The sequence below is a fragment of the Salmonella sp. 2020_1395 genome (genome assembly GCF_043848115.1).
GTDB lineage: Bacteria > Pseudomonadota > Gammaproteobacteria > Enterobacterales > Enterobacteriaceae > Salmonella > Salmonella enterica.
This window is the reverse complement of record NZ_JBCMFH010000003.1, coordinates 1-24,479: the sequence shown is the minus strand read 5'-3', so window position 1 is coordinate 24,479 and position 24,479 is coordinate 1. Positions and strand designations below refer to the sequence as shown.

At 52.9% G+C, this 24,479-nt stretch carries 21 protein-coding genes and 7 tRNA genes; 7 read left to right on the top strand and 21 right to left on the bottom strand.

Annotation, left to right across the window (positions count from 1 at the left end; all coding sequences use genetic code 11):
- Positions 1-9: 9 nt before the first annotated feature.
- Entirely contained in the window at positions 10-1,938 is a 1,929-nt protein-coding gene (locus ACH0WD_RS04975) for a sigma-54-dependent Fis family transcriptional regulator (RefSeq protein ID WP_001044182.1), read from the top strand.
- A 92-nt stretch (positions 1,939-2,030) separates the two neighbouring features.
- Positions 2,031-2,504: a zinc ribbon-containing protein gene (locus ACH0WD_RS04970; protein WP_001044885.1), complete on the top strand. Its 474-nt coding sequence runs from the start codon at positions 2,031-2,033 to the stop codon at positions 2,502-2,504.
- Between the two features lie 38 nt (positions 2,505-2,542).
- Here the strand turns inward: ACH0WD_RS04970 and ACH0WD_RS04965 are convergent, their stop codons facing one another.
- Positions 2,543-3,538 (bottom strand): tetratricopeptide repeat protein, encoded by a 996-nt coding sequence (locus tag ACH0WD_RS04965; RefSeq protein ID WP_001016633.1) that lies wholly within the window; start codon positions 3,536-3,538, stop codon positions 2,543-2,545.
- A gap of 124 nt (positions 3,539-3,662) precedes the next feature.
- Here ACH0WD_RS04965 and ACH0WD_RS04960 point away from each other — a divergent pair, with 124 nt between their 5' ends.
- From ACH0WD_RS04960 to ACH0WD_RS04945, 4 genes are read left to right on the top strand one after another with little or no spacing between them, the layout of a single operon-like run.
- Positions 3,663-4,370, top strand: a complete 708-nt coding sequence (locus tag ACH0WD_RS04960) for a DUF1266 domain-containing protein (protein WP_001747487.1) — start codon at positions 3,663-3,665, stop codon at positions 4,368-4,370.
- On the top strand, positions 4,367-5,800 hold the full coding sequence (locus ACH0WD_RS04955) for a J domain-containing protein (protein WP_000845193.1): 1,434 nt from the start codon (positions 4,367-4,369) through the stop codon (positions 5,798-5,800). Before ACH0WD_RS04960 ends, ACH0WD_RS04955 begins: the two co-directional genes overlap by 4 nt.
- Positions 5,801-5,811: 11 nt before the next feature.
- Positions 5,812-6,507, top strand: a complete 696-nt coding sequence (locus tag ACH0WD_RS04950; RefSeq protein WP_000356624.1) for a DUF1266 domain-containing protein — start codon at positions 5,812-5,814, stop codon at positions 6,505-6,507.
- Positions 6,504-7,967, top strand: coding sequence for a J domain-containing protein (locus ACH0WD_RS04945; RefSeq protein ID WP_001017757.1), 1,464 nt, complete (start codon positions 6,504-6,506; stop codon positions 7,965-7,967). Before ACH0WD_RS04950 ends, ACH0WD_RS04945 begins: the two co-directional genes overlap by 4 nt.
- A gap of 21 nt (positions 7,968-7,988) precedes the next feature.
- On the opposite strand, the gene ACH0WD_RS04940 is transcribed toward ACH0WD_RS04945, so the two are convergent.
- From ACH0WD_RS04940 to miaB, 12 genes are all read right to left on the bottom strand, one after another.
- On the bottom strand, positions 7,989-9,668 hold the full coding sequence (locus ACH0WD_RS04940; RefSeq protein ID WP_000368031.1) for a molecular chaperone HscC: 1,680 nt from the start codon (positions 9,666-9,668) through the stop codon (positions 7,989-7,991).
- A 75-nt stretch (positions 9,669-9,743) separates the two neighbouring features.
- The gene (locus ACH0WD_RS04935; RefSeq protein WP_000498889.1) at positions 9,744-10,982 is read right to left on the bottom strand and encodes a hypothetical protein; all 1,239 of its coding nucleotides are present in this window, start codon (positions 10,980-10,982) and stop codon (positions 9,744-9,746) included.
- 31 nt (positions 10,983-11,013) lie between these two features.
- Complete coding sequence (gene rihA, locus ACH0WD_RS04930) at positions 11,014-11,949, bottom strand: pyrimidine-specific ribonucleoside hydrolase RihA (RefSeq protein WP_001207426.1); 936 nt, start codon at positions 11,947-11,949, stop codon at positions 11,014-11,016.
- 116 nt (positions 11,950-12,065) lie between these two features.
- Positions 12,066-12,791: a glutamate/aspartate ABC transporter ATP-binding protein GltL gene (gene gltL / locus ACH0WD_RS04925; RefSeq protein WP_000631369.1), complete on the bottom strand. Its 726-nt coding sequence runs from the start codon at positions 12,789-12,791 to the stop codon at positions 12,066-12,068.
- On the bottom strand, positions 12,791-13,465 hold the full coding sequence (gene gltK / locus ACH0WD_RS04920) for a glutamate/aspartate ABC transporter permease GltK (protein ID WP_000272802.1): 675 nt from the start codon (positions 13,463-13,465) through the stop codon (positions 12,791-12,793). The genes gltL and gltK overlap by 1 nt, the downstream gene beginning before the upstream one ends.
- Positions 13,465-14,205, bottom strand: a complete 741-nt coding sequence (gene gltJ, locus ACH0WD_RS04915; RefSeq protein ID WP_000020930.1) for a glutamate/aspartate ABC transporter permease GltJ — start codon at positions 14,203-14,205, stop codon at positions 13,465-13,467. The genes gltK and gltJ overlap by 1 nt, the downstream gene beginning before the upstream one ends.
- A gap of 159 nt (positions 14,206-14,364) precedes the next feature.
- The gene (locus ACH0WD_RS04910; RefSeq protein ID WP_001518176.1) at positions 14,365-15,273 is read right to left on the bottom strand and encodes an amino acid ABC transporter substrate-binding protein; all 909 of its coding nucleotides are present in this window, start codon (positions 15,271-15,273) and stop codon (positions 14,365-14,367) included.
- A gap of 354 nt (positions 15,274-15,627) precedes the next feature.
- A complete protein-coding gene (gene lnt / locus ACH0WD_RS04905; RefSeq protein ID WP_001575804.1) occupies positions 15,628-17,166 on the bottom strand; it encodes an apolipoprotein N-acyltransferase in 1,539 nt (512 codons plus the stop codon).
- A gap of 19 nt (positions 17,167-17,185) precedes the next feature.
- Positions 17,186-18,064, bottom strand: a complete 879-nt coding sequence (corC, locus tag ACH0WD_RS04900; protein ID WP_001278615.1) for a CNNM family magnesium/cobalt transport protein CorC — start codon at positions 18,062-18,064, stop codon at positions 17,186-17,188.
- Between the two features lie 157 nt (positions 18,065-18,221).
- Entirely contained in the window at positions 18,222-18,695 is a 474-nt protein-coding gene (gene ybeY / locus ACH0WD_RS04895) for an rRNA maturation RNase YbeY (RefSeq protein ID WP_000084477.1), read from the bottom strand.
- Entirely contained in the window at positions 18,692-19,738 is a 1,047-nt protein-coding gene (locus tag ACH0WD_RS04890; protein ID WP_001018045.1) for a PhoH family protein, read from the bottom strand. Before ACH0WD_RS04890 ends, ybeY begins: the two co-directional genes overlap by 4 nt.
- Before the next feature lie 204 nt (positions 19,739-19,942).
- Positions 19,943-21,367 (bottom strand): tRNA (N6-isopentenyl adenosine(37)-C2)-methylthiotransferase MiaB, encoded by a 1,425-nt coding sequence (gene miaB, locus ACH0WD_RS04885; RefSeq protein WP_001519200.1) that lies wholly within the window; start codon positions 21,365-21,367, stop codon positions 19,943-19,945.
- Between the two features lie 143 nt (positions 21,368-21,510).
- Between miaB and ubiF the strand changes: the two genes are divergently transcribed.
- Positions 21,511-22,686, top strand: coding sequence for a 3-demethoxyubiquinol 3-hydroxylase (gene ubiF / locus ACH0WD_RS04880; RefSeq protein ID WP_000184624.1), 1,176 nt, complete (start codon positions 21,511-21,513; stop codon positions 22,684-22,686).
- Between the two features lie 66 nt (positions 22,687-22,752).
- On the opposite strand, the gene ACH0WD_RS04875 is transcribed toward ubiF, so the two are convergent.
- From ACH0WD_RS04875 to ACH0WD_RS04840, 8 genes are all read right to left on the bottom strand, one after another.
- The gene (locus ACH0WD_RS04875) at positions 22,753-23,328 is read right to left on the bottom strand and encodes a hypothetical protein (RefSeq protein ID WP_001109081.1); all 576 of its coding nucleotides are present in this window, start codon (positions 23,326-23,328) and stop codon (positions 22,753-22,755) included.
- Positions 23,329-23,463: 135 nt separating this feature from the next.
- Positions 23,464-23,538 (bottom strand) — tRNA-Gln (locus ACH0WD_RS04870).
- A gap of 43 nt (positions 23,539-23,581) precedes the next feature.
- Positions 23,582-23,656: transfer RNA gene (locus ACH0WD_RS04865), tRNA-Gln, on the bottom strand.
- A 46-nt stretch (positions 23,657-23,702) separates the two neighbouring features.
- Positions 23,703-23,779, bottom strand: a tRNA-Met gene (locus tag ACH0WD_RS04860).
- Positions 23,780-23,794: 15 nt separating this feature from the next.
- Positions 23,795-23,869: transfer RNA gene (locus ACH0WD_RS04855), tRNA-Gln, on the bottom strand.
- Positions 23,870-23,904: 35 nt separating this feature from the next.
- Positions 23,905-23,979: transfer RNA gene (locus ACH0WD_RS04850), tRNA-Gln, on the bottom strand.
- A gap of 23 nt (positions 23,980-24,002) precedes the next feature.
- Positions 24,003-24,087 (bottom strand) — tRNA-Leu (locus ACH0WD_RS04845).
- Between the two features lie 8 nt (positions 24,088-24,095).
- Positions 24,096-24,172 (bottom strand) — tRNA-Met (locus tag ACH0WD_RS04840).
- Positions 24,173-24,479 lie beyond the last annotated feature (307 nt).

The following is a 24,479-nucleotide window of genomic DNA, read 5'->3' as shown; positions in this document are numbered from 1 at the left end:
TGGTGAGTGATGAATAAGACGAAAGATATAGCCGCATCTCCTCTCTGTTTTGTTTCTCCTTATCCGCAACTGGCAAAGGCTGCCGAGGCGCTGGTCGCGCAGTTGGATTACGCCGTCACTATTCATCAAACGACGCTTAATCGTATCCTGGATGAGCTACCTTTATTAGAGTCCCGTGGGCACCAGGTACTGATTAGTCGTGGCGGCTGTGCGGAAATATTAAAAAAGCACAGTAAATTACCGGTAGTCGAAATTAAAATGTCCGGCTACGACATTCTTGATGCGCTTATCCCTTTTAAAGGACAAAAAGGCACTGTCGGTATTGTCGGCTTTTCCAGTGTGATCAAAGGATGCGCGCGCGTAGCGGAACAGTTAAATATTAACTATAAAATTTTTACCTTACAGGGAAATGATAAAGAAACGATTTCTTGCCTGAAGCGGCAATTAGCGTCCACGCCATTAGATTGCATTGTTGGCGATACCGTTTGTCAGGATTATTTTTCACCGCTGGGCTCGCAATTCCGTTTACTTGATTCCAGCCCCGCCTCAATAACCGAAGCTCTGGAAGAAGCCCGCTCATTATATCTGGCTTTTCGCAGCCAATTACTGGAGCGCCATCATCTGCAGCTGATTCTCGATCAGTTTGATAAAGCTGTTATCACGCTTGATGATACCGGCGCGTTACTGCATTATAATAAATATGCGAGCCAACTTTTTAAAATTAACGCCTCCGGTGAAATTTATGACGCATCTTTCCTGAAACAGGTATTGCACCAGGAGCGGCATACATTACGCGAGGGAAAAACCGTCAGCGCGAAAGTCGTCGATACGCCGCAAGGCGCGATGGTGGTTAATCTGTATCCGGTATTTGCGGCCAGACAGTTAAGCCGGGTAGTGTTGACGATGCAAACCGTCTCCAGTTTACAGGGGGCGGAACATCATGTTCGCCGCCAGGAACTGTCTCGCCGTGGCTTGAGCGCCCGCTATCATTTCGACGATCTGCTTACCGAAAACCCGGAAATGCTGCGTCGTCTGGCGATCATTAAAAATTATGCCGGTACGGACGCGACTATCTTAATTAATGGCGAAAGCGGGACGGGAAAAGAGGTGCTGGCGCAAAGTATTCATAATGCCAGCCAACGCGTCAACGGCCCGTTTGTCGCCATTAACTGCGGCGCGATGGCCCCTCAGATTCTGGAGAGCGAACTCTTTGGCTATGTCGCCGGCGCATTTACCGGCGCGTCGCCGAAAGGCAAAATAGGCCTGTTTGAATTAGCGCACCACGGTACCATTTTTCTGGATGAGATTAGCGAACTGGATAAACCGCTACAGACGCGCTTATTACGGGTATTGCAGGAGCGGCAGATTATGCGGCTGGGCTCGGACCAGATGATACCTGTTGATATTCGCGTGATTGCGGCGACCAATCAGACGTTAACGAAGCTCATTGCGGACGGGACATTTCGCGAAGATCTTTACTATCGGCTTAACGTATTAAAAGTGACCACCATCCCGCTACGCAAACGTCCGGAGGATATCAAAGCCATCGGCCTGTCGCTGCTTACTAGTTTCAGCCAGCATTATAAACGCCCGGCACTAACGTTAACCCCGGCGCTGTGGCAAGAGCTTCAGCGCTTCGCCTGGCCCGGAAACGTCAGGCAGTTAAGCAATATTATCGAACGGCTGGTGCTCTCTATTGATCACTCCCCGGCAACGCTGGATGAGGGTCGCCTCTTGCTGGACGATCTGGAAGAGGGGAGCCGACGCGAGCCAACTACCTGCCACGACTGCCAGATGCTGGCTGGCGATTATAAAACGATTCGCCTGCGTATTTTGAGAAAATTATTAGAGGCGGAAAGGGATAATAAATCGTTAGTGGCGAAACGGTTAAATGTCGATCGTACCTCGCTGACGCGCTGGATACGTGAGTCGGCCTGACAAGAATTTACAGACTCTGTGGGCAGCCTTGCAAAGCGTAACGCAAATAACGTCTATTATTATAGGCAGTTAACGATCCAAGAGGTGAAGTGATGAACAAGGTTGCTCAATATTACCGTGAACTGGTGGCCTCATTAAGCGAGCGTTTACGCAATGGCGAGCGCGACATTGATGCGCTGGTGGAGCAGGCGCGCCAGCGCGTGATGCAAACAGGGGAGTTAACGCGAACCGAGGTGGACGAACTGACGCGCGCTGTCAGACGCGATCTGGAAGAGTTCGCCATGAGCTACGAAGAGAGCCAGGAAGATAGCGTCTTCTTGCGGGTGATTAAAGAGAGTCTCTGGCAGGAACTGGCGGACATTACCGACAAAACCCAGCTGGAATGGCGTGAAGTCTTCCAGGATTTGAATCACCACGGCGTGTATCACAGTGGCGAAGTGGTGGGGTTGGGGAATCTGGTGTGCGAGAAATGCCACTATCATCTGGCGGTTTACACGCCGGATGTGCTGCCGCTCTGCCCGAAGTGTGGGCACGATCAGTTCCAGCGCAGGCCGTTTGAGCCGTAAGGTTCATTATCGTGAGCGGACGGTTGCCGTCCGCCATGTTAAGCGTGCAGTTGGGCTTCCAGTTTGCGGATCTCTTCGTCGACGTTCCATTTGCCCGTGGGCTGTGCTTTTTTGAACCAGTAGAGCGCCTGCTTCACATCCACTGCGGTACCGCGCCCGTCGCGGTACATAAAACCCAGGTTATACCATGCGGTAACGTTGCCAGCTTCCGCCGCCCGATGAAACCAGCTAAGTGCTTCTTCATCGTCACGCTCGACACCGTGTCCTTGTTTGTACATCCAGCCGATATTAACGTAAGCATTGCTATCTCCCTGCGCCGCAGCTTGTTGATACCAGTGCATTGCCTGCTGATAATCCTGCTTAACGCCTTCCCCTTCGCTATACGCGCAGCCAAGCTGGAATTGGGAATGGACTTCATCCTGTAGCGCACTTCTCAAATACCATAAGGTAGCCAGGCGTAGGTTTTTTGTCGTGCCGCGACCGTCCCAATACATATCTGCCAGATTCTCCTGGGCGGTAGCGTCACCTTGTAAGGCCGCCTGTTTGTACCAATAAAAGGCCAGTTGATGATTCTTCTCAACACCGTCACCTCCTTCATACATTTTGCCGAGATTATTTTGCGCATAGCTGTGCCCGCGTTCCGTACCGACGCGATACCAGAATACTGCCTGAGCGTAATCTGGTTCACTTCCTGTTTCTCCTTCCAGGACCCACCCCAGGTCGTTAGGCGCAAGCTTATGCCCTTGCTTTGCTGCTTTTTCCAACCAGTATGAGGCTTTGGCATTATCTTTCATGCTGGTAGGCGTGTCTGAATATCGTAAGCCGAGCCAATATTGCGCCTCGCAATGCCCTTGCTCGGCCGCCTGCTGTAGCCAATAAAAAGAGAGCTTATCCTCTTCGCTGCCATCTATACGTTCGTCATTATATAAACGGCCTAATATATATTGAGCTTCACTATTTCCTGACTGCGCCAGTTCGGTTAATTGTGCTAAAGATACGTTGTCGCAGGGATGACTGGTTATGGAATGATTCATTTTTTAATTTATCCCGCCATTGTTTTTTAGATTAATAATATATTGCGATTTGGCTTTGTTGTACTCTATTTTAGTTTTCAATTGCGTTTTTATTTGTGGTGTGAATATATTTTGGCGATTTATTATGGATAAAGAATCACAATATTTACTCTTTGCACTTTCCTCGCCGATGGAAGTATTGAACGAGGACTGTTTACCTTCACATTCGTCACCGAAAATGTATTTAGGGATAAAACGTTTCGATCTTGAATCGTCGTGGGGTATTGAAAATCGCGATGAACTGCTTCAGACCATTTCCCGCATGACGGATGACGGTCATGCCACACAACTGGAATGGCTATATCGCCTCTGGTTTAGGTATGCGCCGCAGGAGTGGCAGGAGTATACCGACACGCTGGACGAGGGAGATCGTATTTATGCCCGATTCGTCGCTGATACCGCCGTGTGTTGCGGTGAAGGCGGTATTCGCAGCTGGGATTATGTGCGGATGGGATTTCTCTGCCGCATGGGCGTACTCAATGAATGGCTGACGGAAGAGGAGGGCCTGTGGCTGCAGTCGCGGATACAGCTTCGTGCGCTCAGCTATTATTCCGGCTGGTTGCAATATTTCAGCGCTTATTACACCGGGCGTTTGTACTGGCAGTTACGGAATGGCGATAACCTACCGTTGCTACGCGAGACATTCGCCCGTAAGGAGTTTGATGACGCGGGGCGACGTATGATGAATAAGCTGATCGCCGGGAAAGACAGTTTTTACGCCACGCTGCCGTGGCGCTACCTGCCTCATTACCCTGAATGCCCGGACACGCTTCAGGAGGTGAGCGATCTATGAAAACCTGTTGGCAAGTCCTTGGTATTGAGGCCACCACGGATACCGACGCCATTCGTCAGGCTTATCTGGCGCTGCTGCCGTCATTTCATCCGGAAACCGATCCGCAGGGTTTTAAGCTATTGCGAGAAGCCTATGAGAATGCATTGCAGGGGACAACATCGCCCGCCATTACGGTGGTTGATGAGGATCCCGATACCCCGTGGGTGAATTATCTCGGGGAGATTTTCCGTGACTTGCTGGCGGATGAAGAACGGCGCTTTCAGCCGCAGGCATGGCAGGAGTTTATCCAACAGATCAATAAATTATCGATTACACAGGCCGAAAAAGCGCGCTGGCTATTGTGCGATATCGCGATGCAGACGTTTCCAGTCTCCTATAGTTGTATGAACCTGCTATCGCAGCGGTTGAGCTGGGAGCAACGGGACTGCAATGAGGAGATGGATCGCGAAAGGCTGGATAATTTTCTGTCCTATGTTGAGCACGGCGATATGTTTGACTATGCGCTACTGCTCAATATACCGCCGGAGGTGCAGAATCAGACTCTGGCGTTTTATGATGCCCTGGACAACACCTTTTTCGAGCATCCTCTCTATTTCGCCCAACTTATGGCCCAGCACGGCCCGTGGATTGTCCCGGACGATCTGCGCTTTCACCGACGCTTGTTACGCTGGTTCAGCACCCTGCATCTTGGCGTCGCGGAGCTGCTGCCCGTCGCCCTGACATGGCAGGAAGCCGAACCCGATAGCCAGACGCCGGGTTATTACTACTTAGCCCAGCGCGTATTCTGCGGTGAAGGCGATAGCCTGCTGCCAGAACTTTACGCGCAGTGGTGGGCGCATCCTTCTACCCAGCTTGACGATCTGTTGCTGCGTTGGTGCCGTCAGCATCGACCGGACTTTTTCCCGCTGCTGGTGATGGCGGTTGAGACGCGCGAGCAGGTCGATATCGATGGCGAACCGCTGCTGTATATTCCCGGCTCCAGCGCCCGTTCCTGCTTGCTGTGGGCCGAGGCGCTGCACAGCGGCGCATTATCGCCGCTAAGCGAAAGTTTTATTGCGCGGCGTTTGAATTATGGCGCGCCAGCGGTGAGTGAGGCGCATAGCCAGCATCCATACTGGCTGTTGTATCAGGTGGCGGATAGCCTGGCGTGCGCCGAGGAGCCGTCAGCGGCATTGTTACAGAGTCTGGTAACGAAGCTTGATGCGCCGGATATCTGCCCGTTGGAAGCGCTGGTTATTCGCGGGTTGCTGGGGCGGGCTGCGGCTGTCGCCACACCGTGTGAAGCTGTAGTCGCAGATGAAGAACCGGTGACGACGGTGACTTCGCCGAGTACGGAGGAATCTGGCGGCGGCTTTGGCCTCTGGCAGGTGATTAAAATCATTTTATTTATTGGCGTTGTCGGCCATGTATTACGCCAGTTTATGCATTAGGGATATCGAATATGGACAAGGAAGAACAATATTTACTTTTTGCGCTCTCCACGCCGATGGAGGTGCTATATATCGGCAATGAGCCTTCGCATACCTCTCCAGCAATGTATACCGGAATTCCTGCTGTCGATCTCTCCGATTCATGGGGGATTGATAACCGTGAAGATCTTATTCAAACCATCTATCGGATGACGGACGATGGTCATGCGGCAGATTTGGCTCCCTTTTATATCCGCTGGTTTACGCTATCTCCTCGTCAATGGCGCGAATTTACCGCGCAGTTTGGCGAGCAGGGCCAGATTTATGCGCGATTTGTTGCCGAAACCGCACTATGCTGCGGGCGCGGAGGCATTAAAGCCTGGGACTATGTGCGTATGGGGTTTTTATGCCGGATGGGGGTGTTGAATCAATGGCTGACGGAAGAGGAAAGCCTGTGGCTGCAATCGCGTATCTATGCGCGGGCGTACTATTTTTACGACGGTTGGACGCAATATTTTGCCGCCTATTCGTTGGGTCGGCTGTACTGGCAGGCTAAAGGGGACACCATACAGGCATATTTCGCTCACCTAAAGTACGACGCTTCAGGCGCGCGGATGTTTAATGAACTGGCCTCTACGACAGAGAGTTATTATGCGCAGCTACCGTGGCGTCCGCTCAACGAACAACCGACATGCCCGGAAACGCTTAAAGGAGTGAGCGATTTATGAATATCTGTTGGGAAATCCTGGGCATTGAACCCACCACCGATCTGGAATGTATCCGTCAGGCTTATCTTGCCCTGTTGCCCTCATTTCACCCTGAGAGCGATCCGCAGGGTTTTAAGCGATTGCGCCAGGCCTATGAAGAAGCGCAGCACTGGGCCGCCTCGCCTGCGGAGGACGCAAAAACGGAAGAGGTGGGCGACGAACATGAAATACTGGTGGCGTTCAGGGAATTGCTGGCATCAGAGCGCGATCGCTTTCAGCCCTCGGCATGGCAGAAATTTATTCAGCAATTGAACCAGTGTTCAATGGATGAGATAGATAAGCTGCGCTGGCAGTTGTGCGACATCGCCATGAAAACGGAAACGATCTCGCTGTCTTGCCTGGCATTGTTGGCGCAGCGTCTGAACTGGCAGCCGCAGGAAGCGGACGATGATGCTGAGGGAGAAGAGCTGGAAGCATTTCTGGAGACCGTAAAGCGGGGCGATGCGTTTGATCTGCTAAGTCTGGCCAAATTGCCTCTTGTTGTTCAAGACCAAACTGACGCCTACTTTTTTAAGCTTGAGCGTATCTGGCGCTTTTATCCCGAACATTTTGCCGACGCTCTGCAGGTTCAGGGAGCCTGGATAATTCCCGATGATAAACAGCTGCATCGTAAACTATTACACTGGTTTAGCGCCGAGCAGTGGGGCATGGCCGAACTGGTCGATATTGCTCGTCGCTGGCAGGCCGCGGAGCCGGATAACGAAGATGCGCACTATTACCTTTGCAAACAGCGTTTGCTCTGCGGCGAAGGAGAAAGCCTGTTGGCCGATCTTTGCGATTTCTGGCAGCGTTACCCCTCCACGCAGGCGGACGACCTGTTGCTGGGCTGGTGCCGCCAGCACCGGCCTGATTTCTTCCCGCTGGCGGTGATGGCGGTCGAAGCGCGCTGTATGGCGGATGCCGAATATGTCCCCGGTGAAAGTGCGCGCACGCGTTTACTGTGGGCCGACATTTTGCACAGCGGTAGGTTATCACCGCTGGGGCGTTCATTTGTTGACTCCCTGTTTTATAAGCGAAAAGCGATGGCGTGGGCAAATTCACGGCTGAGTACCCAGGGGGAACCCGAAACGCCGCTGTTGGATCTGTACCGGACGGCGGAGCAGGTGGTGCTGGAAGCGTTTCCCAAAGAAAAGCCCTTTTTTCGCCTGCTGATCCGGCTGGAGGAGGGGCAAGCCTGTCCGCTGGAGGCGCTGATAACCCAGGCATTGTCATCTAAAATCGCCATGAAGCCAGGCGATATTCGTGACAAAAAGGAGCTGGCGGAAGAGCTCAGGCTGGCGGCTGAGAAAAAATTGTCTTCTGAAGCGAAAACCGAAACACCCCGTCAGGCGGAATCTGGCGGGGTGATGAAAATCATGAAGATTGTCGGTTTGATCGCGTTGATTGTCTGCGCGTTAAATCGATTCTTCCATTTTTTCTGAACAGGGGTAGTGAAAGCGCCGTTACGGCGCTTTCGGCTCGTCAATACCCAGATATTCGCAGGCGCGACGGCGCACGTCATCGACGCGCTGCATATCATTAGACAGCAGCGCCGCGTCGAAATCGGTAATAATCTCCCCCAGCATTTCGCGCTCATCGCCTAACGCGCGTGACCACTGCTCCTCTAACTGTGCTTTAAACGTCCGGTTAATCAGCATATCGCGGGGATAAATTTTCAGCGCCTGCAGGCGCTCGCGGCTGGCGTCGATTTGCTGCGTCGTCAGTGAGGTGGCATTGTGACTGATGATTCTGGATTCACTCTTGCCGTCTTCCAGCAGCACGTCAACTTCCAGCAGGCCATTAATATCGTAGCTAAAACGAATATCAATGGCCTGAATGTGCCCGTTCGGCTTCAGCATGACGTCAAAAGAATCGATCAGGATATTATTTTTCACCTTGTGGCTTTCGCCCTGGTATACCCTGACGCAGATAGAGTCCTGCTCAGGGTGCATGGTGGAGTACGTTTCCACTTTTGACACCGGAACGGTGGTATTGCGTTCAATGATGGGCGAGAAGATACCAGGCACGCCCTGTCGGTTGACCTCTACGCCCAGCGAGTAGGGGCAGATATCTGTGAGGATCACCTCTTCAACGTCTTCATGGCGCAGGCGACAGGCGGCCTGAGTTGCGGCGCCAAGCGCCACGATGGTGCTGGGATCGTAACTTTGATAGGGCAATTTACCGAATAAGCGCACCGCGATGCGTTGCACCAGCGGCATCTGTGACGCGCCGCCGACCAGCACCAGGCTATCAATTTGCTCCGGTTTGAGTCGGGAGTCGCGCAGCGCCTGCTCAATGGGCGTGCGCAGCCGGTTGAGCAACGGTAGCCACAGGGCTTCCAGCTCATCGTCATAAAACGTGCTTTCCAGAACGCTCTCCTGATAAAGCCAGCTCATGCGCAGCGGGGAGCCGCTGGCGCATTTTGCGGCTTCAACACAGGCATACAGCGCAGCCAGATCGCTATCCGTCAGCGCTGATTTATCGAGATTCCAGCGTTTTAGCACTTCATCAAGCAACAAATGCGTGAAATCTTCGCCGCCGAGGTAGTTATCGCCAGCGGAGGCGTGAACTTCGATAATCGGCGTAGCGTATTCCAGAACGGTCACATCAAAGGTTCCGCCCCCCAGATCGAAAACCAGCGAACGGCTGTTTTGCTGCGTATGCAGGCCATAAGCCATTGCCGCCGCCGTGGGTTCATTGATCAAGCGCACGGCGTTTAACCCCGCAAGCTCAGCGGCAAGGCGTGTATGCTTACGCTGCTCATCGCTGAAATAAGCCGGAACCGAGATCACGACGTCCTTGATTGGCTGCTGAAGGTAGTCTTCCGCATCTTCTTTCAGCGAGCGTAAAACCAGCGAAGATAATTCCGGCGCATTAAACGACTCTTCACCCAAATGCCAGTGAGTATTACTGCCCATTGCGCGTTTAAATAAGGCAGCGGTTTTATCTGGATGAGATGTTTTACGCGCTGCGGCAGGTTTTCCCACCAGAATTTGTTTATTTTCATCCATACTAATTATGGATGGTGTTAAATATTCACCAAATTTATTAGGTATTAATTGTGCGGCTCCGTCTTGCCAGACGGCGATTAAACTATTAGTGGTGCCGAGATCGATACCAATCGCTAACGTTGCATTATCCATTGCGTTTAATTTATCGGGAAAGAGAGTTTATAGAATAAAGAACACCACCCTCTGGCGTGGTGATCTTTATCAATGTCACGCCTGGCGAAAGTATTCATCCATAATGTTCGTCAACTCCGGGCGCTCGCCGTCATCATTGATGGCGAAATCGAGGAAAAAAGCATCGGCCTGTGGCGTGCGTTTCTGGGCCAGTAAACGAAACGCCAGCGGGTAGTGGCAAGCATAACCGGGTGCGCGAGTCAGAAAACGGACAAAATCAATCAACAAGGGAGAATGGGTATAAAACAGCGCGCGTAACAGTACGGCGGGAAATCCCTCTTCGGCGATCCCTTGCGCCATGATTTTGTTGAGACCGGCTTCGCTCAAATCGCCTGCGGCAATAATATCTGCGCAGGCCGCAAGATCGGGATAATGCGTTGCGCAGTTAGCCAATGCGTTCGGCCAGTTGACGCGGGTATAACGTTCGTCATGGCGAGTAAAGTAATCCTCCCAAAGGGATGGCGGTAGTTTTTCGTACTGTATTTTCAGGGGGATGCGGCGCTGAAACTGGGCTTCTTCCAGGCGCTCGCCGTCATAAAATCGCAGGTATTGCTGTCGCGTCTCGTAGCATGACACCGCTACCGGCTGGCTGATGACCCAGGTCTTCACGGGCCGGCCTTCCAGCGCGGCGGCGGTGGCTTTATGGTGACCATCAAGCAGGACGCAAAGCCAGCTGTCATTCATATGCCAGGCCAGCGCGTGGCTCTCTGGCTTATCGCGGTAATACCCGGCGCGTTGTGGGTTAAATCGCGATGGGGGCTGGCCTGGCAGTAAAAAACAGGGTTCGCCGGACTGGTAGTGATAGTCCACGTCAGCAATCCACTGCCCTGTGGTCGCGGGATTCGGTTGTTTTTCGTTACCCACCGCCCAGAAAAAATGCCCGTTGCCATCCGTCGGATAAAGTTCGCGTTCTTCCAGCCGGTAATAGCCATCGGCAAAGAGTGAAAATAGCGGCGTCAGGGCGGTAAATGCTTCGTTCAACCCGACTCCTGGCTGATTCCACTCGGCAAGTGAGGATAAAAACTGCGCGGCGCCTTCATCATCATTGCTAAAACCGGCATAAACAAATTCTGCACAAGTTGGGCACCAGGCTTCAGTGTAAAAACGAATCAGCGGCGAGCCATGCCAGGAGAGCGTATGAATACCGGCGTAAGAGTCGGGATCGTGGATAACGCAGGGACGAAGCAATGCTTTTCCGTTACGTACTGAAAACGTTATATGGGCTACATCGTGCTGTAGCAGGCTAATTTCAGGTCTATTGTTACGCCAAAACATCGCTGTTCATCCCTGGATTCTACTTTGCGCTTTATGCGTAGTATTGCAGCCGTTCCGCCAGCAAATCGACAAATCCCTGGCGGTCTACATCGACCATCACCGTCGCATTCGGCTTATTCCCCGTCAGGAAATAATAATCCACCACCGTCATCCCCTGGGTGTATTTCCCCTGGGTTTCCACGCCAACCCAACGCTCAACGGTGGTGAAAATCTCGGGTTTCAGCAGCCAGGCGATGGTGCACGGGTCGTGCAGCGGCGCGCCGACAAATCCCCATTTTTCGTCTTTGTGATACTCCATAAAGAAGTCCAGCAGTTCGGCGACGATGGTGGAAATCGGGTTACCGATGGCGCGGAAACGCTCGATATCGGCGGCGTGAATCTGCGCCTTATGGGTGACGTCCAGCCCGGCCATCACCACCGGAATGCCTGACTGGAAGACAATTTCTGCCGCTTCCGGGTCGACGTAAATATTAAATTCCGCAGCGGGCGTCCAGTTCCCCAATCCCATTGCGCCGCCCATGATCACAATGCGCGCAATTTTCGCGTGCAGTTCCGGATGGCTATTCAGCAGCAGCGCCACGTTGGTCTGTGGGCCAGTGGAGACGATGGTGACTGGCTGTGAGCTCTCACGCAGTGTTTTTGCCATCAGCTCAACGGCAGTGCCGCTTTGCGGGGCGAATGACGGCTCGGGCAGCGCCGGGCCGTCGAGGCCGCTTTCGCCGTGAACGTTATCGGCGATAATCAGTTCGCGCATGAGAGGTTTCACCGCACCGCCCGCCACCGGAATATCCGGGCGTTTGAGCAGCGTCAGCATCCGCAGCACGTTGCGCAGCGTCTTCTCCGGCGTCTGGTTGCCGGCGGAAGAGGTGATCGCTTTCACTTCCAGTTCAGGGGAGGCGAGGGCGAGAACGAGGGCGATCGCGTCATCATGACCCGGATCGCAATCAATAATAATGGGCAGTGCCATTGTGGCTCCTTGTAAGCGGTACTTTGTGACAAGGTTAACGCCCGGCTGGATACGTTTCGAGAAGCGAAGCGGTAAAGCGTGAGATAGCGCGCACTCTGACATGCGCGCCGGGAAGATTAGTGCAGGATTTTCGCAAGGAAGTCTTTTGCGCGATCGGAACTGGGGTTAGCGAAGAACTCCTCTTTTGGCGAATCTTCGACGATTTTACCTTCATCCATAAAGATCACCCGGTTAGCCACTTTACGGGCAAAGCCCATTTCGTGCGTCACCACCATCATGGTCATCCCTTCGTTCGCCAGTTCGACCATCACGTCCAGCACCTCGTTGATCATTTCCGGATCGAGCGCGGAAGTCGGTTCATCGAATAACATGGCGATAGGGTCCATACATAGCGCACGGGCGATGGCGACACGCTGCTGCTGACCGCCGGAAAGCTGCGCCGGGAACTTGTTGGCATGCGCAGACAGGCCAACGCGCTCCAGCAGCTTCAGGCCCTTATCGCGGGCGGCGGCCTTATCGCGTTTCAGTACTTTCACCTGCGCCAGCGTCAGGTTTTCGATGATCGACAGGTGGGGAAACAGCTCGAAGTGCTGGAATACCATGCCCACGCGGGAACGCAGTTTCGCCAGATCGGTTTTTTTGTCGTTCACAATAATGCCGTTAACGGTAATTTCGCCTTTTTGCACCGGTTCCAGACCATTGACGGTCTTAATCAGCGTGGATTTACCGGAACCCGATGGCCCGCAGACTACCACCACCTCACCTTTTTTCACTTCTGTTGAACAATCGGTCAGCACCTGAAAGTGACCATACCATTTTGAAACATTTTTCAGGGTAATCATTAAACTGTCCTTTTCTTCAAATAGCTGACCAGCAACGACGCGCTCAGGCTGATAACAAAATAAACGGCACCGGCGAACAGAATCATTTCGACCTGAGTACCGTCACGCTCGCCGATAGTCGACGCGGTGCGGAAGAAGTCCGCCAGGCTGAGTACATAAACTAAAGAGGTGTCCTGAAATAGCACGATGCCCTGCGTAAGCAACAGCGGCACCATCGCCCGAAACGCCTGCGGCAGAATAATGAGCTTCATCGACTGCCAGTGGGTCATCCCCAACGCCAGCGCGGCGCTGGACTGCCCGCGGGAAATACTTTGAATACCGGCGCGAATAATCTCGGAATAGTAGGCCGCTTCAAACATAGAGAATGCCACCATCGCGGAGATCAGGCGGATATCGGTTTTCGGCGATAGTCCCAGCACGTTTTGCAGAAAGCCGGGTACAATCAGATAAAACCACAGCAGCACCATCACCAACGGGATGGAACGGAAAACGTTAACATACGCTTTAGCAAACCAGGCGATAGGGGTAAAGCTTGAGAGGCGCATGACGGCCAGAATGGTTCCCCAGACTATCCCCACGACAACGGCGGTGACGGTGATCTTCAGCGTGATGACCAACCCGGCCAGCAGGTAAGGCAGTGAGGGGATAATCGAACTCCAGTCAAATTCGTACATTATTTGCTCCCCACGTTGCCCGGCAGGCGGACTTTGCGTTCAACCAGGCTCATGACCAGCATGATAACGGCGTTAATCAGCACATAGGCCAGCGTAATGGCGGTGAAGGATTCCCAGGCGTGCGCCGAGTAATCCAACAGTTTGCCTGCCTGCGCCGCCATATCCACCAGACCGATGGTTGACGCGATGGCCGAGTTTTTCACCAGGTTCATCATCTCTGACGTCATTGGCGGCACGATAACGCGATAGGCATTCGGCAGCAGGACATAGCGATAAGCCTGCGGCAGCGTTAGCCCCATCGCCAGCGCCGCGTTCTTCTGCCCGCGAGGCAGAGACTGAATCGCGGCGCGTACCTGTTCGCAAACACGGGCGGCGGTAAACAGTCCCAGACAGATCATTGAGGAGAGGAAAAACTGAATATTGGGATCGAGTTCCGCCTTAAACCACATGCCAAGATCTTCCGGCAACAGTTCAGGCACCACCAGGTACCAGGTGAAGAATTGCACGATCAGCGGCACGTTACGGAACAGTTCTACGTACAATGTGCCCAGTCCGGAGAGGAAACGGTTGGGAACGGTACGTAAAATGCCGAAAATAGATCCTACCAGGAAAGCGATAATCCAGGCGGTAATCGAAAGGGCTACGGTGACCTGAAAACCACTCCATAGCCAGCCGAGATAAGTGGTATTGCCGAAGGGGGCTTCCTGTAAAAAAATACCCCAGTTCCAGTCTATTGACATACATCTACTCCGAAAAAAAAGGGTAGCAGCGCTACCCTCGAAGATTGTTGCCCGGCGATTTGCGGCTTCAGGCCCGATGGGGAACGACCATCAGGCTTATAGTCTGTCCGTGCTGAGCGACAATCGAGAGGACAGGAGTCCCGTCCCATTTAGTTTTAGTTAGTTAAGCGCTTTATCATTCGGTGCTTTGAACAGGGCTTTCATCTCGTCAGACAATTCGAAATTCATGTTCAGGTTTTTCGGTGGGATCGGATTTTTAAACCACTTATCAAACCACTTTTCCGCTTCGCCGGAGGTTTGCGCCTGGGCGATGGTATCGTCCATCAGCTTTTTAAACTCAGGGTCGTTTTTACGCAGCATACAGCCGTAGGCTTCCTGGGACTGCGGTTTACCGACAATCTCCCAGTTATCCGGTTTCTTGGCTTTGGCGCGCTCGCCGGCCAGCAGCGCGTCATCCATCATAAAGGCGACGGCGCGACCGCTTTCCAGGGTGCGGAACGAGTCACCGTGGTCTTTCGCGCTAATAATACGCATCCCCATCTTTTGCTCTTCGTTAAGCTTATGCAGCAGAATTTCAGAGGTCGTCCCGGAGGTGACGACGACCGCTTTGCCTTTCAAATCCGGGAAATCTTTAATATCGCCGCCTTTTTTAGTCAGCAGTCGCGTCCCGACGACGAAAATCGTATCGGAGAAGGCGGCCTGTTTCTGGCGCTCAAGGTTGTTAGTCGTTGAACCACATTCAAAATCGAAGGTTCCGTTTTGCAATAGTGGAATACGGTTTTGCGAGGTGATCGGGATCAGCTTCACCTGCAGATCGGGCTTGTTAAGTTTCTTTTTTACCGCTTCCACAATGGCGTTGGAGTAGTCCTGGGAATAGCCGACCACTTTCTGCTGGTTGTCGTAATAAGAAAAGGGCACAGAAGATTCGCGATGCCCGACGACGATCACGCCATTTTTAGCGATCTTGTCCAGGGTGCTACCAGCGGCAGGCGCGCCATCTTCTGCGTGCGCAAGGCCCGCAGACAGTCCCATGACCAGCATTGCTGTGGTTAGCTTACGTAATTGCATATCCAACTCCTTTATCATCTGCGCCGTCGACGCATTGATAGCTATTGTGATGTTGTTATTGCCTGCAACTTGCGCGTGCAGTGTTATGTGTGTTTGTTAACATTTAGTGTGGCTTGTTGTAAATATTTTGCTGCGATATTGTTTATTTTTGCGAAGTGCGCCGCACCGTTCAGAGGCAAAAATCCTACATTGCACCGTTCAGGTGCTACCGATGATCGATTTTGGTGCGACCAGGTTGCACAAGCAGCCAGAACAGGTTTGCCATGTTTAACAAAGCAATAGACGTGCCAGAATGAGGGAAAAAGGAGGATTTTCAGGCCGGATAAATGAAGCGCTATCCGGCCTGGGAAGAGATTATTTCCGTCGTTGTCGCAGACTCATCACTACCGCGCCAAAAGCAAACAGCGCGGTCAGTACCCATAGCGGCCAGTTGCCGGTACGGGCATAGGGAGTTAACCCCGTGGTTGGCGTGACATTGGTGGTCAGTACCTGGCGTGTGAACTGCGGGATCATCGCCTGAATTTCGCCCTGCGGGCCAATCACCGCCGTAATACCGTTATTAGTACTGCGCAGTAACGGACGCGCCAGCTCCAGCGAACGCATCCGCGCCATCTGGAAATGTTGCCACGGGCCAATGGACTTACCAAACCAGGCGTCGTTAGAAATCGTCAGCAGGTAGTCGGTGTCCGGGCGGAAGTTATCCCGCACCTGTTCGCCAAGAATAATTTCATAACAGATTGCCGCCGTCAGCTTATAGTCGTGCGCATGTAACTGCGGCTGGATATAAGGGCCGCGACTAAAGGAGGACATGGGCAGATCGAAGAACGGCGCCAGCGGACGCAGGATAGACTCCAGCGGAACGAACTCGCCAAAGGGCACAAGGTGATTTTTATTGTAGCGATTGGGCGAATCATAACTGTATGGATTATCTTTGCCCAACGTAATAATCGTATTGTAGGTGTCGTATCGATTCTGTTTATTGAGACGCGCATCGACAATACCGGTGATCAGCGTGCTATTTTTTTCGCGTAACATCTCGTCCAGCGAACGAAGGAAAGGCTGCTGATTGATTTCGAGATCCGGAATCGCCGACTCAGGCCAGATAATAATCTGTGATTTGCCTAACTCTGGGCGAGTTTCGTTGAGATAAATTTTTAGCGTATTCAGTAGCTGGTTTTCGTCCCACTTCAGCGACTGCGGAATATCGCCCTGCACCAGCGATACCTGGGTCGCTTTGGCCGGTTCCAGCGTAAACCACTGGATATAACGTAGCGGAAAGGGCAAAGCAAACAGAATCACGGCGACAGCCAGCGGACGCCAGTTCCGCGTCGCCAGTGCCAGCGCTAACAGGCCGCTGACCATCATCAGCAGGAAGTTGATCGCTTCGACGCCCATTACCGGCGCCAGGCCTTTTAGCGGGCCATCGACCTGACTATAGCCAAATTGCAGCCAGGGGAAGCCGGTCAGCACCCAGCCGCGTAAAAATTCGGTGATTTGCCATATTGCAGGCGCGGCGATAGCGACGCGCAGCCAGTTGGTTTTTGGCCACAGGCGCGACAAAATCCCGGCAAACAGTCCGGTATACAGCGAGAGATAAGCTGCAAGCAGCACCACCAGAAAAACGTTAACCGGACCCGGCATGCCGCCAAACTGCGCGATACTGACATAAACCCAGTTAATCCCGCTACCGAAAAGTCCGAGTCCCCAGCAATAGCCGATAGCGGCAGACTGGAGCGGGCGGCGATTAAACGTTAAGGCCTGCAGCCCGATAAGCGACACTATCGCTGCGGGCCAGACGTCATACGGAGAGAAAGCCAGTGTTCCGCAGGCGCCGAATAATAACGCCAGCAGCAGGCGAATACGCTGGCGTTCAATTAACGAGGCAAATGCCATTTTTAGTCCACTATTGCTGTTATTCGTCCAGTTTTGGCTGGGGCGAGTCATCCGGGATCCTGACATGCACCTGAATAATACGACGACTATCGGCCATCGCCACTTTGAACTGGTAACCATCAATGTCAATGGTTTCGCCGCGGGCCGGTAAATGGCCGAACGCCTGCATCACCAGCCCGCCGATGGTATCAACTTCTTCATCGCTGAAGTGGGTGCCGAAAGCGTCGTTGAAGTCTTCAATCGACGCCAGCGCGCGAATCGTCCAGGTATGGCGGCTAAGCTGACGGAAGTCGATATCGTCTTCTTCGTCATACTCATCTTCAATTTCACCGACAATCAGTTCGAGGATGTCTTCGATAGTTACCAGGCCGGAAACGCCGCCAAACTCATCGATAACGATGGCCATATGGTAGCGCTGGGAGCGGAATTCCTTGAGCATACGGTCAACCCGTTTGCTTTCCGGTACGACAACCGCGGTGCGTAACACTTTGTCCATGCTGAAGGCTTCGGCATCGCTGCGCATAAACGGCAGCAAATCTTTGGCCATCAGAATCCCTTCAATGTGATCTTTATCTTCGCTGATCACCGGAAAACGCGAGTGGGCGGACTCGATGATAACATCGAGACATTCGTCCAGCGTCTGATTGCGTTTCAGGGTAATCATCTGGGAGCGCGGGATCATAATATCGCGAACGCGCTGGTCGGCGATGTCCATTACGCCTTCGAGCATATCGCGCGTATCTTCATCGATAAGTTCGTTCTGCCCGGAATCACGGATCAGCGCCAGCAACTCATCGCGGTTTTTAGGTTCCCCGTGGAAAAGCTGGCTGAGTAGCAGGGAAAAAAATCCCTTTTTACTGTTTACTGTGTCACTACTGTGTGAATTGTCGTCGCTCATGGCGTCGTATGGGTTCTCATGTTAGTTAATACAAAGCTCGTCATGCGTATACTCAGCTGTGACGGCATGTTTTGCCTGATGGCGCTACGCTTATCAGGGCTACAAAAGGCATGAATGTAGGCCGGATAAGGCGCAAGCGCCGCCATCCGGCAAGCTACTATTCTGCAATCTTCTCGGCAATGTACGGATCCTCATAGCCCATAGCAAGCATAATCTCCGTTTCGAGAGACTCCATCTCTTCCGCTTCGTCATCGTCGATATGATCGTAACCCAGCAAATGCAGGCTACCGTGCACGACCATGTGCGCCCAGTGCGCCTCCAGCGGCTTGCTCTGTTCCTGCGCTTCCTGCTCCACGACCTGACGGCAAATAATCAGATCGCCCAGTAGCGGCATTTCAATGCCGGGGGGCGCTTCAAACGGGAAGGAGAGAACATTAGTGGGTTTATCTTTCCCGCGGTACGTCAAATTAAGGTCGTGGCTTTCGGCCTCATCCACCAGACGGATTGTGACTTCCGCCTCTTCCTGAAACTGCGGAATAACGCCGTCCAGCCAGCGTTGAAACTGAGCTTCATCCGGCAGGCCCGCGTGGTTTTCACAGGCCAACTGTAAATCGAGGATCACCTGGCTCATTTCTGTTCCTGCTCCTGGGCTTCACGCTTACGCTCTGCCGCCAACGCCGCTTTGCGTTTTTGTTCGGCCTCTTCCCAGGCTTCATAGGCGTTAACAATGCGGGCAACGACCGGATGGCGCACCACGTCTTCGCTGTGGAAGAAGTTAAAGCTGATTTCATCGACTTCCGCCAGCACTTCAATGGCATGACGCAAGCCGGATTTGGTGTTGCGTGGCAGGTCAATCTGCGTCACGTCGCCGGTGATCACCGCTTTCGAGTTAAAGCCGATACGCGTCAGGAACATCTTCATCTGTTCGATAGTGGTGTTCTGGCTTTCATCCAGAATGATAAAGGCGTCGTTTAATGTGCGTCCGCGCATATAGGCCAGCGGCGCGACTTCAATCACATTGCGCTCAATCAGCTTCTCGACTTTTTCAAAGCCGAGCATTTCGAACAGCGCGTCATACAGCGGACGCAGGTACGGGTCCACCTTCTGACTTAAATCGCCTGGCAGAAAGCCGAGTTTTTCGCCCGCTTCCACCGCCGGACGGGTCAGTAGAATACGGCGAATCTCCTGGCGCTCCAGGGCGTCTACCGCAGCGGCGACCGCAAGATAAGTTTTACCGGTACCCGCCGGGCCGACGCCAAAGGTAATATCATGATCGAGAATATTGGCGATGTACTGCGCCTGGTTCGGGGTACGCGGTTTAATCACGCCGCGCTTGGTTTTGATATTGATCGCTTTGCCATAGTCAGGCACGCTTTCCGCGCTCTGTTCCAGCACCCGCGCTTCTTTGATCGCCAGATGAATTTGTTCCGGTTCGATATCCTGAGTCTGGCCGCGCATCGGTGCGGTATCGACATACAGACTTCGCAAAATATCTGTCGCCGCGGTCACGCAAATCGGACGACCGGTCAGTTTAAAGTGATTGTCACGGCGGTTGATTTCAATACCGAGACGACGTTCGAGCTGTTTAATATTGTCATCAAACGGCCCGCAAAGGCTCAACAGACGGGCGTTGTCTGCGGGCTCAAGGGTAATTTCGCGAGTGTCTATATTCAAACTGTTCCTCTTGTATCTGTATCGCCGGACGCTGAACATTTACCGGCATCTAAGGAAATTATTCACGCCATAGGGAAAAGGCGCAAGCATTGCAATGAAGATGGGGATGAAGAGGGAAAATTGCAAGGCCCGTCGGGCGACAGGCCATGACCAGGAAGCCCGACAGGTGTAGTGCCATCGGGCATTATTGCCTTTCCTGCAGGATTAAGGCTGGTAGAATCCTACGCCCAGCTCATTTTCTTTACGGGTACGGGCAATGACGGACTCCGGCGTTTCGGCGACGCGCAGCCCCATTTCATCTTCGGTACGCACCACTTTTCCGCGCAGGGAGTTCGGATAGACGTCAGTAATTTCCACATCGACAAACTTACCAATCATCTCCGGCGTGCCTTCAAAGTTCACCACCCGATTGTTTTCGGTACGGCCAGACAGTTCCATAATGTTTTTACGTGACGTACCTTCCACCAGAATGCGCTGTGTCGTGCCGAGCATACGGCGGCTCCATGCCATCGCCTGCTGATTGATACGCTCTTGCAGAATATACAGACGCTGCTTCTTCTCTTCTTCCGGTACGTCATCAACCATATCGGCAGCCGGCGTTCCCGGACGCGCAGAGAAGATAAAGCTGTAGCTCATATCAAAGTTGACGTCAGCGATAAGCTTCATGGTTTTTTCGAAATCATCGGTAGTTTCGCCAGGGAAACCGACGATAAAGTCAGAGCTTATCTGAATGTCCGGCCGCGCCGCGCGCAGTTTACGGATGATTGCTTTATATTCCAGCGCAGTGTGGGTGCGCCCCATCAGATTCAACACGCGATCGGAACCGCTCTGTACCGGCAGATGCAGGAAACTGACCAGCTCCGGCGTATCGCGGTACACCTCGATAATATCGTCGGTGAACTCAATCGGATGGCTGGTGGTAAAGCGAATACGGTCAATGCCGTCGATGGCGGCAACCAGACGCAGCAGATCGGCAAAGGTACCGGTGGTGCCGTCGTAGTTTTCTCCGCGCCAGGCGTTAACGTTCTGGCCCAGCAGGTTGACCTCACGCACGCCCTGCGCCGCTAACTGGGCGATTTCGAACAGGATATCGTCTGAGGGACGGCTGACTTCTTCACCGCGGGTATACGGTACCACGCAGTAAGTACAATATTTATTGCAGCCTTCCATGATAGAAACGAAAGCGGTCGGGCCTTCGGCGCGCGGTTCCGGCAAACGGTCGAACTTCTCGATTTCCGGGAAGCTGATATCGACCACCGGGCTGCGGTCGCCACGCACGGAGTTAATCATCTCCGGCAGGCGGTGTAAGGTTTGCGGACCAAAAATAATGTCGACGTAATGGGCGCGTTGACGAATGTGCTCGCCTTCCTGGGAAGCCACGCAGCCGCCGACGCCGATAATCAGATCGGGATTTTTCTCTTTTAACAGTCTCCAGCGACCTAATTGATGGAAGACTTTTTCCTGAGCCTTCTCGCGGATTGAGCAGGTATTCAACAGCAGCACATCCGCCTCTTCCGCCACGTCGGTCAGTTGATAGCCGTGGGTGGCGTCCAGCAGATCGGCCATCTTCGATGAATCGTACTCGTTCATCTGACAGCCCCAGGTTTTAATATGGAGTTTTTTAGTCATCGACTTGCTCTTGCGAAATAGTGGCTGAAAAGCAGGGCGCATAGTGTAATGCTTTGGCGCGGTTGTGACCAGTATGACTGACGTCAGCCCTAATGGGTAAAAAATCCTGTAAACTTGTCTAAAACGTAACAGGATGAATGACCATGACAAATCAACCAACGGAAATTGCCATTGTCGGCGGGGGAATGGTCGGCGGCGCGCTGGCGCTGGGTCTGGCGCAGCAAGGGTTTACGGTGATGGTAATAGAACATGCCGCGCCTGCGCCGTTTGTGGCTGACAGCCAGCCTGACGTGCGGATTTCGGCCATTAGTGCGGCATCCGTGGCGCTGCTCAAGGGACTGGGCGTTTGGGAGGCGGTGCAGGGGATGCGTAGCCATCCTTATCGGCGACTGGAGACCTGGGAGTGGGAAAACGCCCATGTGGTGTTCGACGCAGCTGAACTCAAGCTGCCGCTGTTAGGCTATATGGTAGAGAACAACGTCCTGCAACAGGCGCTGTGGCAGGCGCTGGAAGCGCACCCCGGCGTGACGCTGCGCGTTCCGGCTTCACTGGCGGCATTGCACCGCCGCCACGATGGTTATGCGCTGGAACTGGCCGACGGCGAATGGGTAACGCCGAAGTTAGTGATTGGCGCCGACGGCGCGAATTCGCAGGTTCGGCAAATGGCGGGAATTGGCATTCATGCCTGGCAATATGCGCAGTCGTGTATGCTTATCACCGTCAAGTGTGAAAATGCGCCAGGCGACAGCACCTGGCAGCAGTTTACGCCAACGGGGCCGCGCGCTTTTTTGCCGCTGTTCGACGATTGGGCGTCGCTGGTGTGGTATGACGCTCCGGCGCGTATTCGCCAGCTGCAGGGTTTATCGATGACGCAATTGCAGGTGGAAATTAACCAGCACTTTCCGGCGCGTCTGGGGGCGGTGATGCCTGTCGCGGCGGGCGCGTTTCCGCTAACCCGTCGTCACGCGTTGCAGTATGCGCAACCGGGGCTGGCGCTGGTAGGCGACGCGGCGCATACCATTCATCCGCTGGCCGGGCAGGGCGTCAACCTGGGGTATCGGGATGTTGATGCGTTGATTGATGTGCTGGCGAGTGCCCGTAGCTATGGCGAGTCCTGGGCCAGCCATTCGGTGTTGAAACGCTATCAGACGCGGCGCATGGCAGATAATTTTATGATGCAAAGTGGAATGGATCTGTTTTATGCCGGGTTCAGCAATGAATTGCCGCCGCTGCGTATTTTACGCAATATGGGGCTGATGGCGGCGCAGCGCGCAGGCGTGCTAAAACGTCAGGCGCTGAAGTATGCGTTGGGGTTGTAACCCGCTGAATGCCTTACCCGGTTTGTAAAAACGCTCAATTGCAGGTCGGGTAAGCGTATTGACATCTTACTTTACTGCAAATAAAGCACATAAACCTAATTTCCCTTTTAAATCAAACTCATACCAAGGTGATGCCATTTCAATTGTGCATACGTTGTATTGGCAACGTACTACTTTATGTAGCATCAGTAATGTGGAACTCATTGATTTTACAAGAATCGCCAGGGTGATTAATGCGGCGAGAATCCGATACCACGTCAGTGTTGCATGTTGGACATCAAACCACAGAATATAAAAAGTGATGATGTGAAGAATGACTTTGCTGGACAGGGCGCGAATATAGAATCCACGCAGCGCCGTTTTCGAGGAAAACGCGACATTAATCAGCGCGCTTTGTTTTTCTTGCACAGGGATCCCTGGCAGATACACTATCCATTCCGCACTATTCTGGCGTAGCATGACGGCCTTTTTCTGGTGCAGTATATGTAGCCTCATTGACACTGCCACGGGGTAAACCAGACCCAAAATAATCAACCAGGCGGCGCTGGCCGTGATATCAATGAAGGTGAAAGCGCAGAGCAAGACGACCATAAAAAATGTTAATGGCCGCAAAAAGAGATACCAACAAAACTGGTAATTCATTGTGAGGTTACCGAACGATCCCTGTAAGGCTTTATCATAGCGTTTTACTGATAGCAGGGCATTGAGGGGGAAACCTCTTTCGGAATTTATAAACGCAGAAAAGCAAAAAGCTCGCCGAAGCGAGCTTTTTAAAGGTGGCTGGGGTACGAGGATTCGAACCTCGGAATGCCGGAATCAGAATCCGGTGCCTTACCGCTTGGCGATACCCCAATTGTCGTACTTCTTGCGCTCATTAGCAGAGCGTCTTTAAAACTGGCTGGGGTACGAGGATTCGAACCTCGGAATGCCGGAATCAGAATCCGGTGCCTTACCGCTTGGCGATACCCCAACAAATTATTTTCGAACCGGTCGAATACCTCGACGCGTTCTGAATATGGTGGCTACGACGGGATTCGAACCTGTGACCCCATCATTATGAGTGATGTGCTCTAACCAACTGAGCTACGTAGCCAGATGATTTCTTCGATGGCTGGGGTACCTGGATTCGAACCAGGGAATGCCGGTATCAAAAACCGGTGCCTTACCGCTTGGCGATACCCCAATACCGTCGCGGTGAACCGCAAACTCGAAGAAATATGGCTGGGGTACCTGGATTCGAACCAGGGAATGCCGGTATCAAAAACCGGTGCCTTACCGCTTGGCGATACCCCATCCGTACAACGCTTATCGGTGAATGGTGCGGGAGGCGAGACTTGAACTCGCACACCTTGCGGCGCCAGAACCTAAATCTGGTGCGTCTACCAATTTCGCCACTCCCGCAAAAAAGATGGTGGCTACGACGGGATTCGAACCTGTGACCCCATCATTATGAGTGATGTGCTCTAACCAACTGAGCTACGTAGCCATCTTTTTTCGCGTTACCTTATCGGCGTTGCGGGGCGCATTATGCGTATTGAGCCTTGAAGCGTCAACCTCTTTTTCATCGAAAAACGTCGGAAAGTGTCTGTTTGGTTAGGTTGCGAACAGCGTGGCGCAATATTCGGCAATTATTGGTTATTAATCGTTTTTCCGAAAGTGGTTTGCTTGACTAGTCCTGATATAGGTTGACAGTTTTTTGTCTGTAAAACGCCTGATGAACATCATCGGGCGTTTTGTATTTCAGGGCCAGGTGTGGCCGTTCATGGTTATAAATTGCCACGGACTCTTTTACT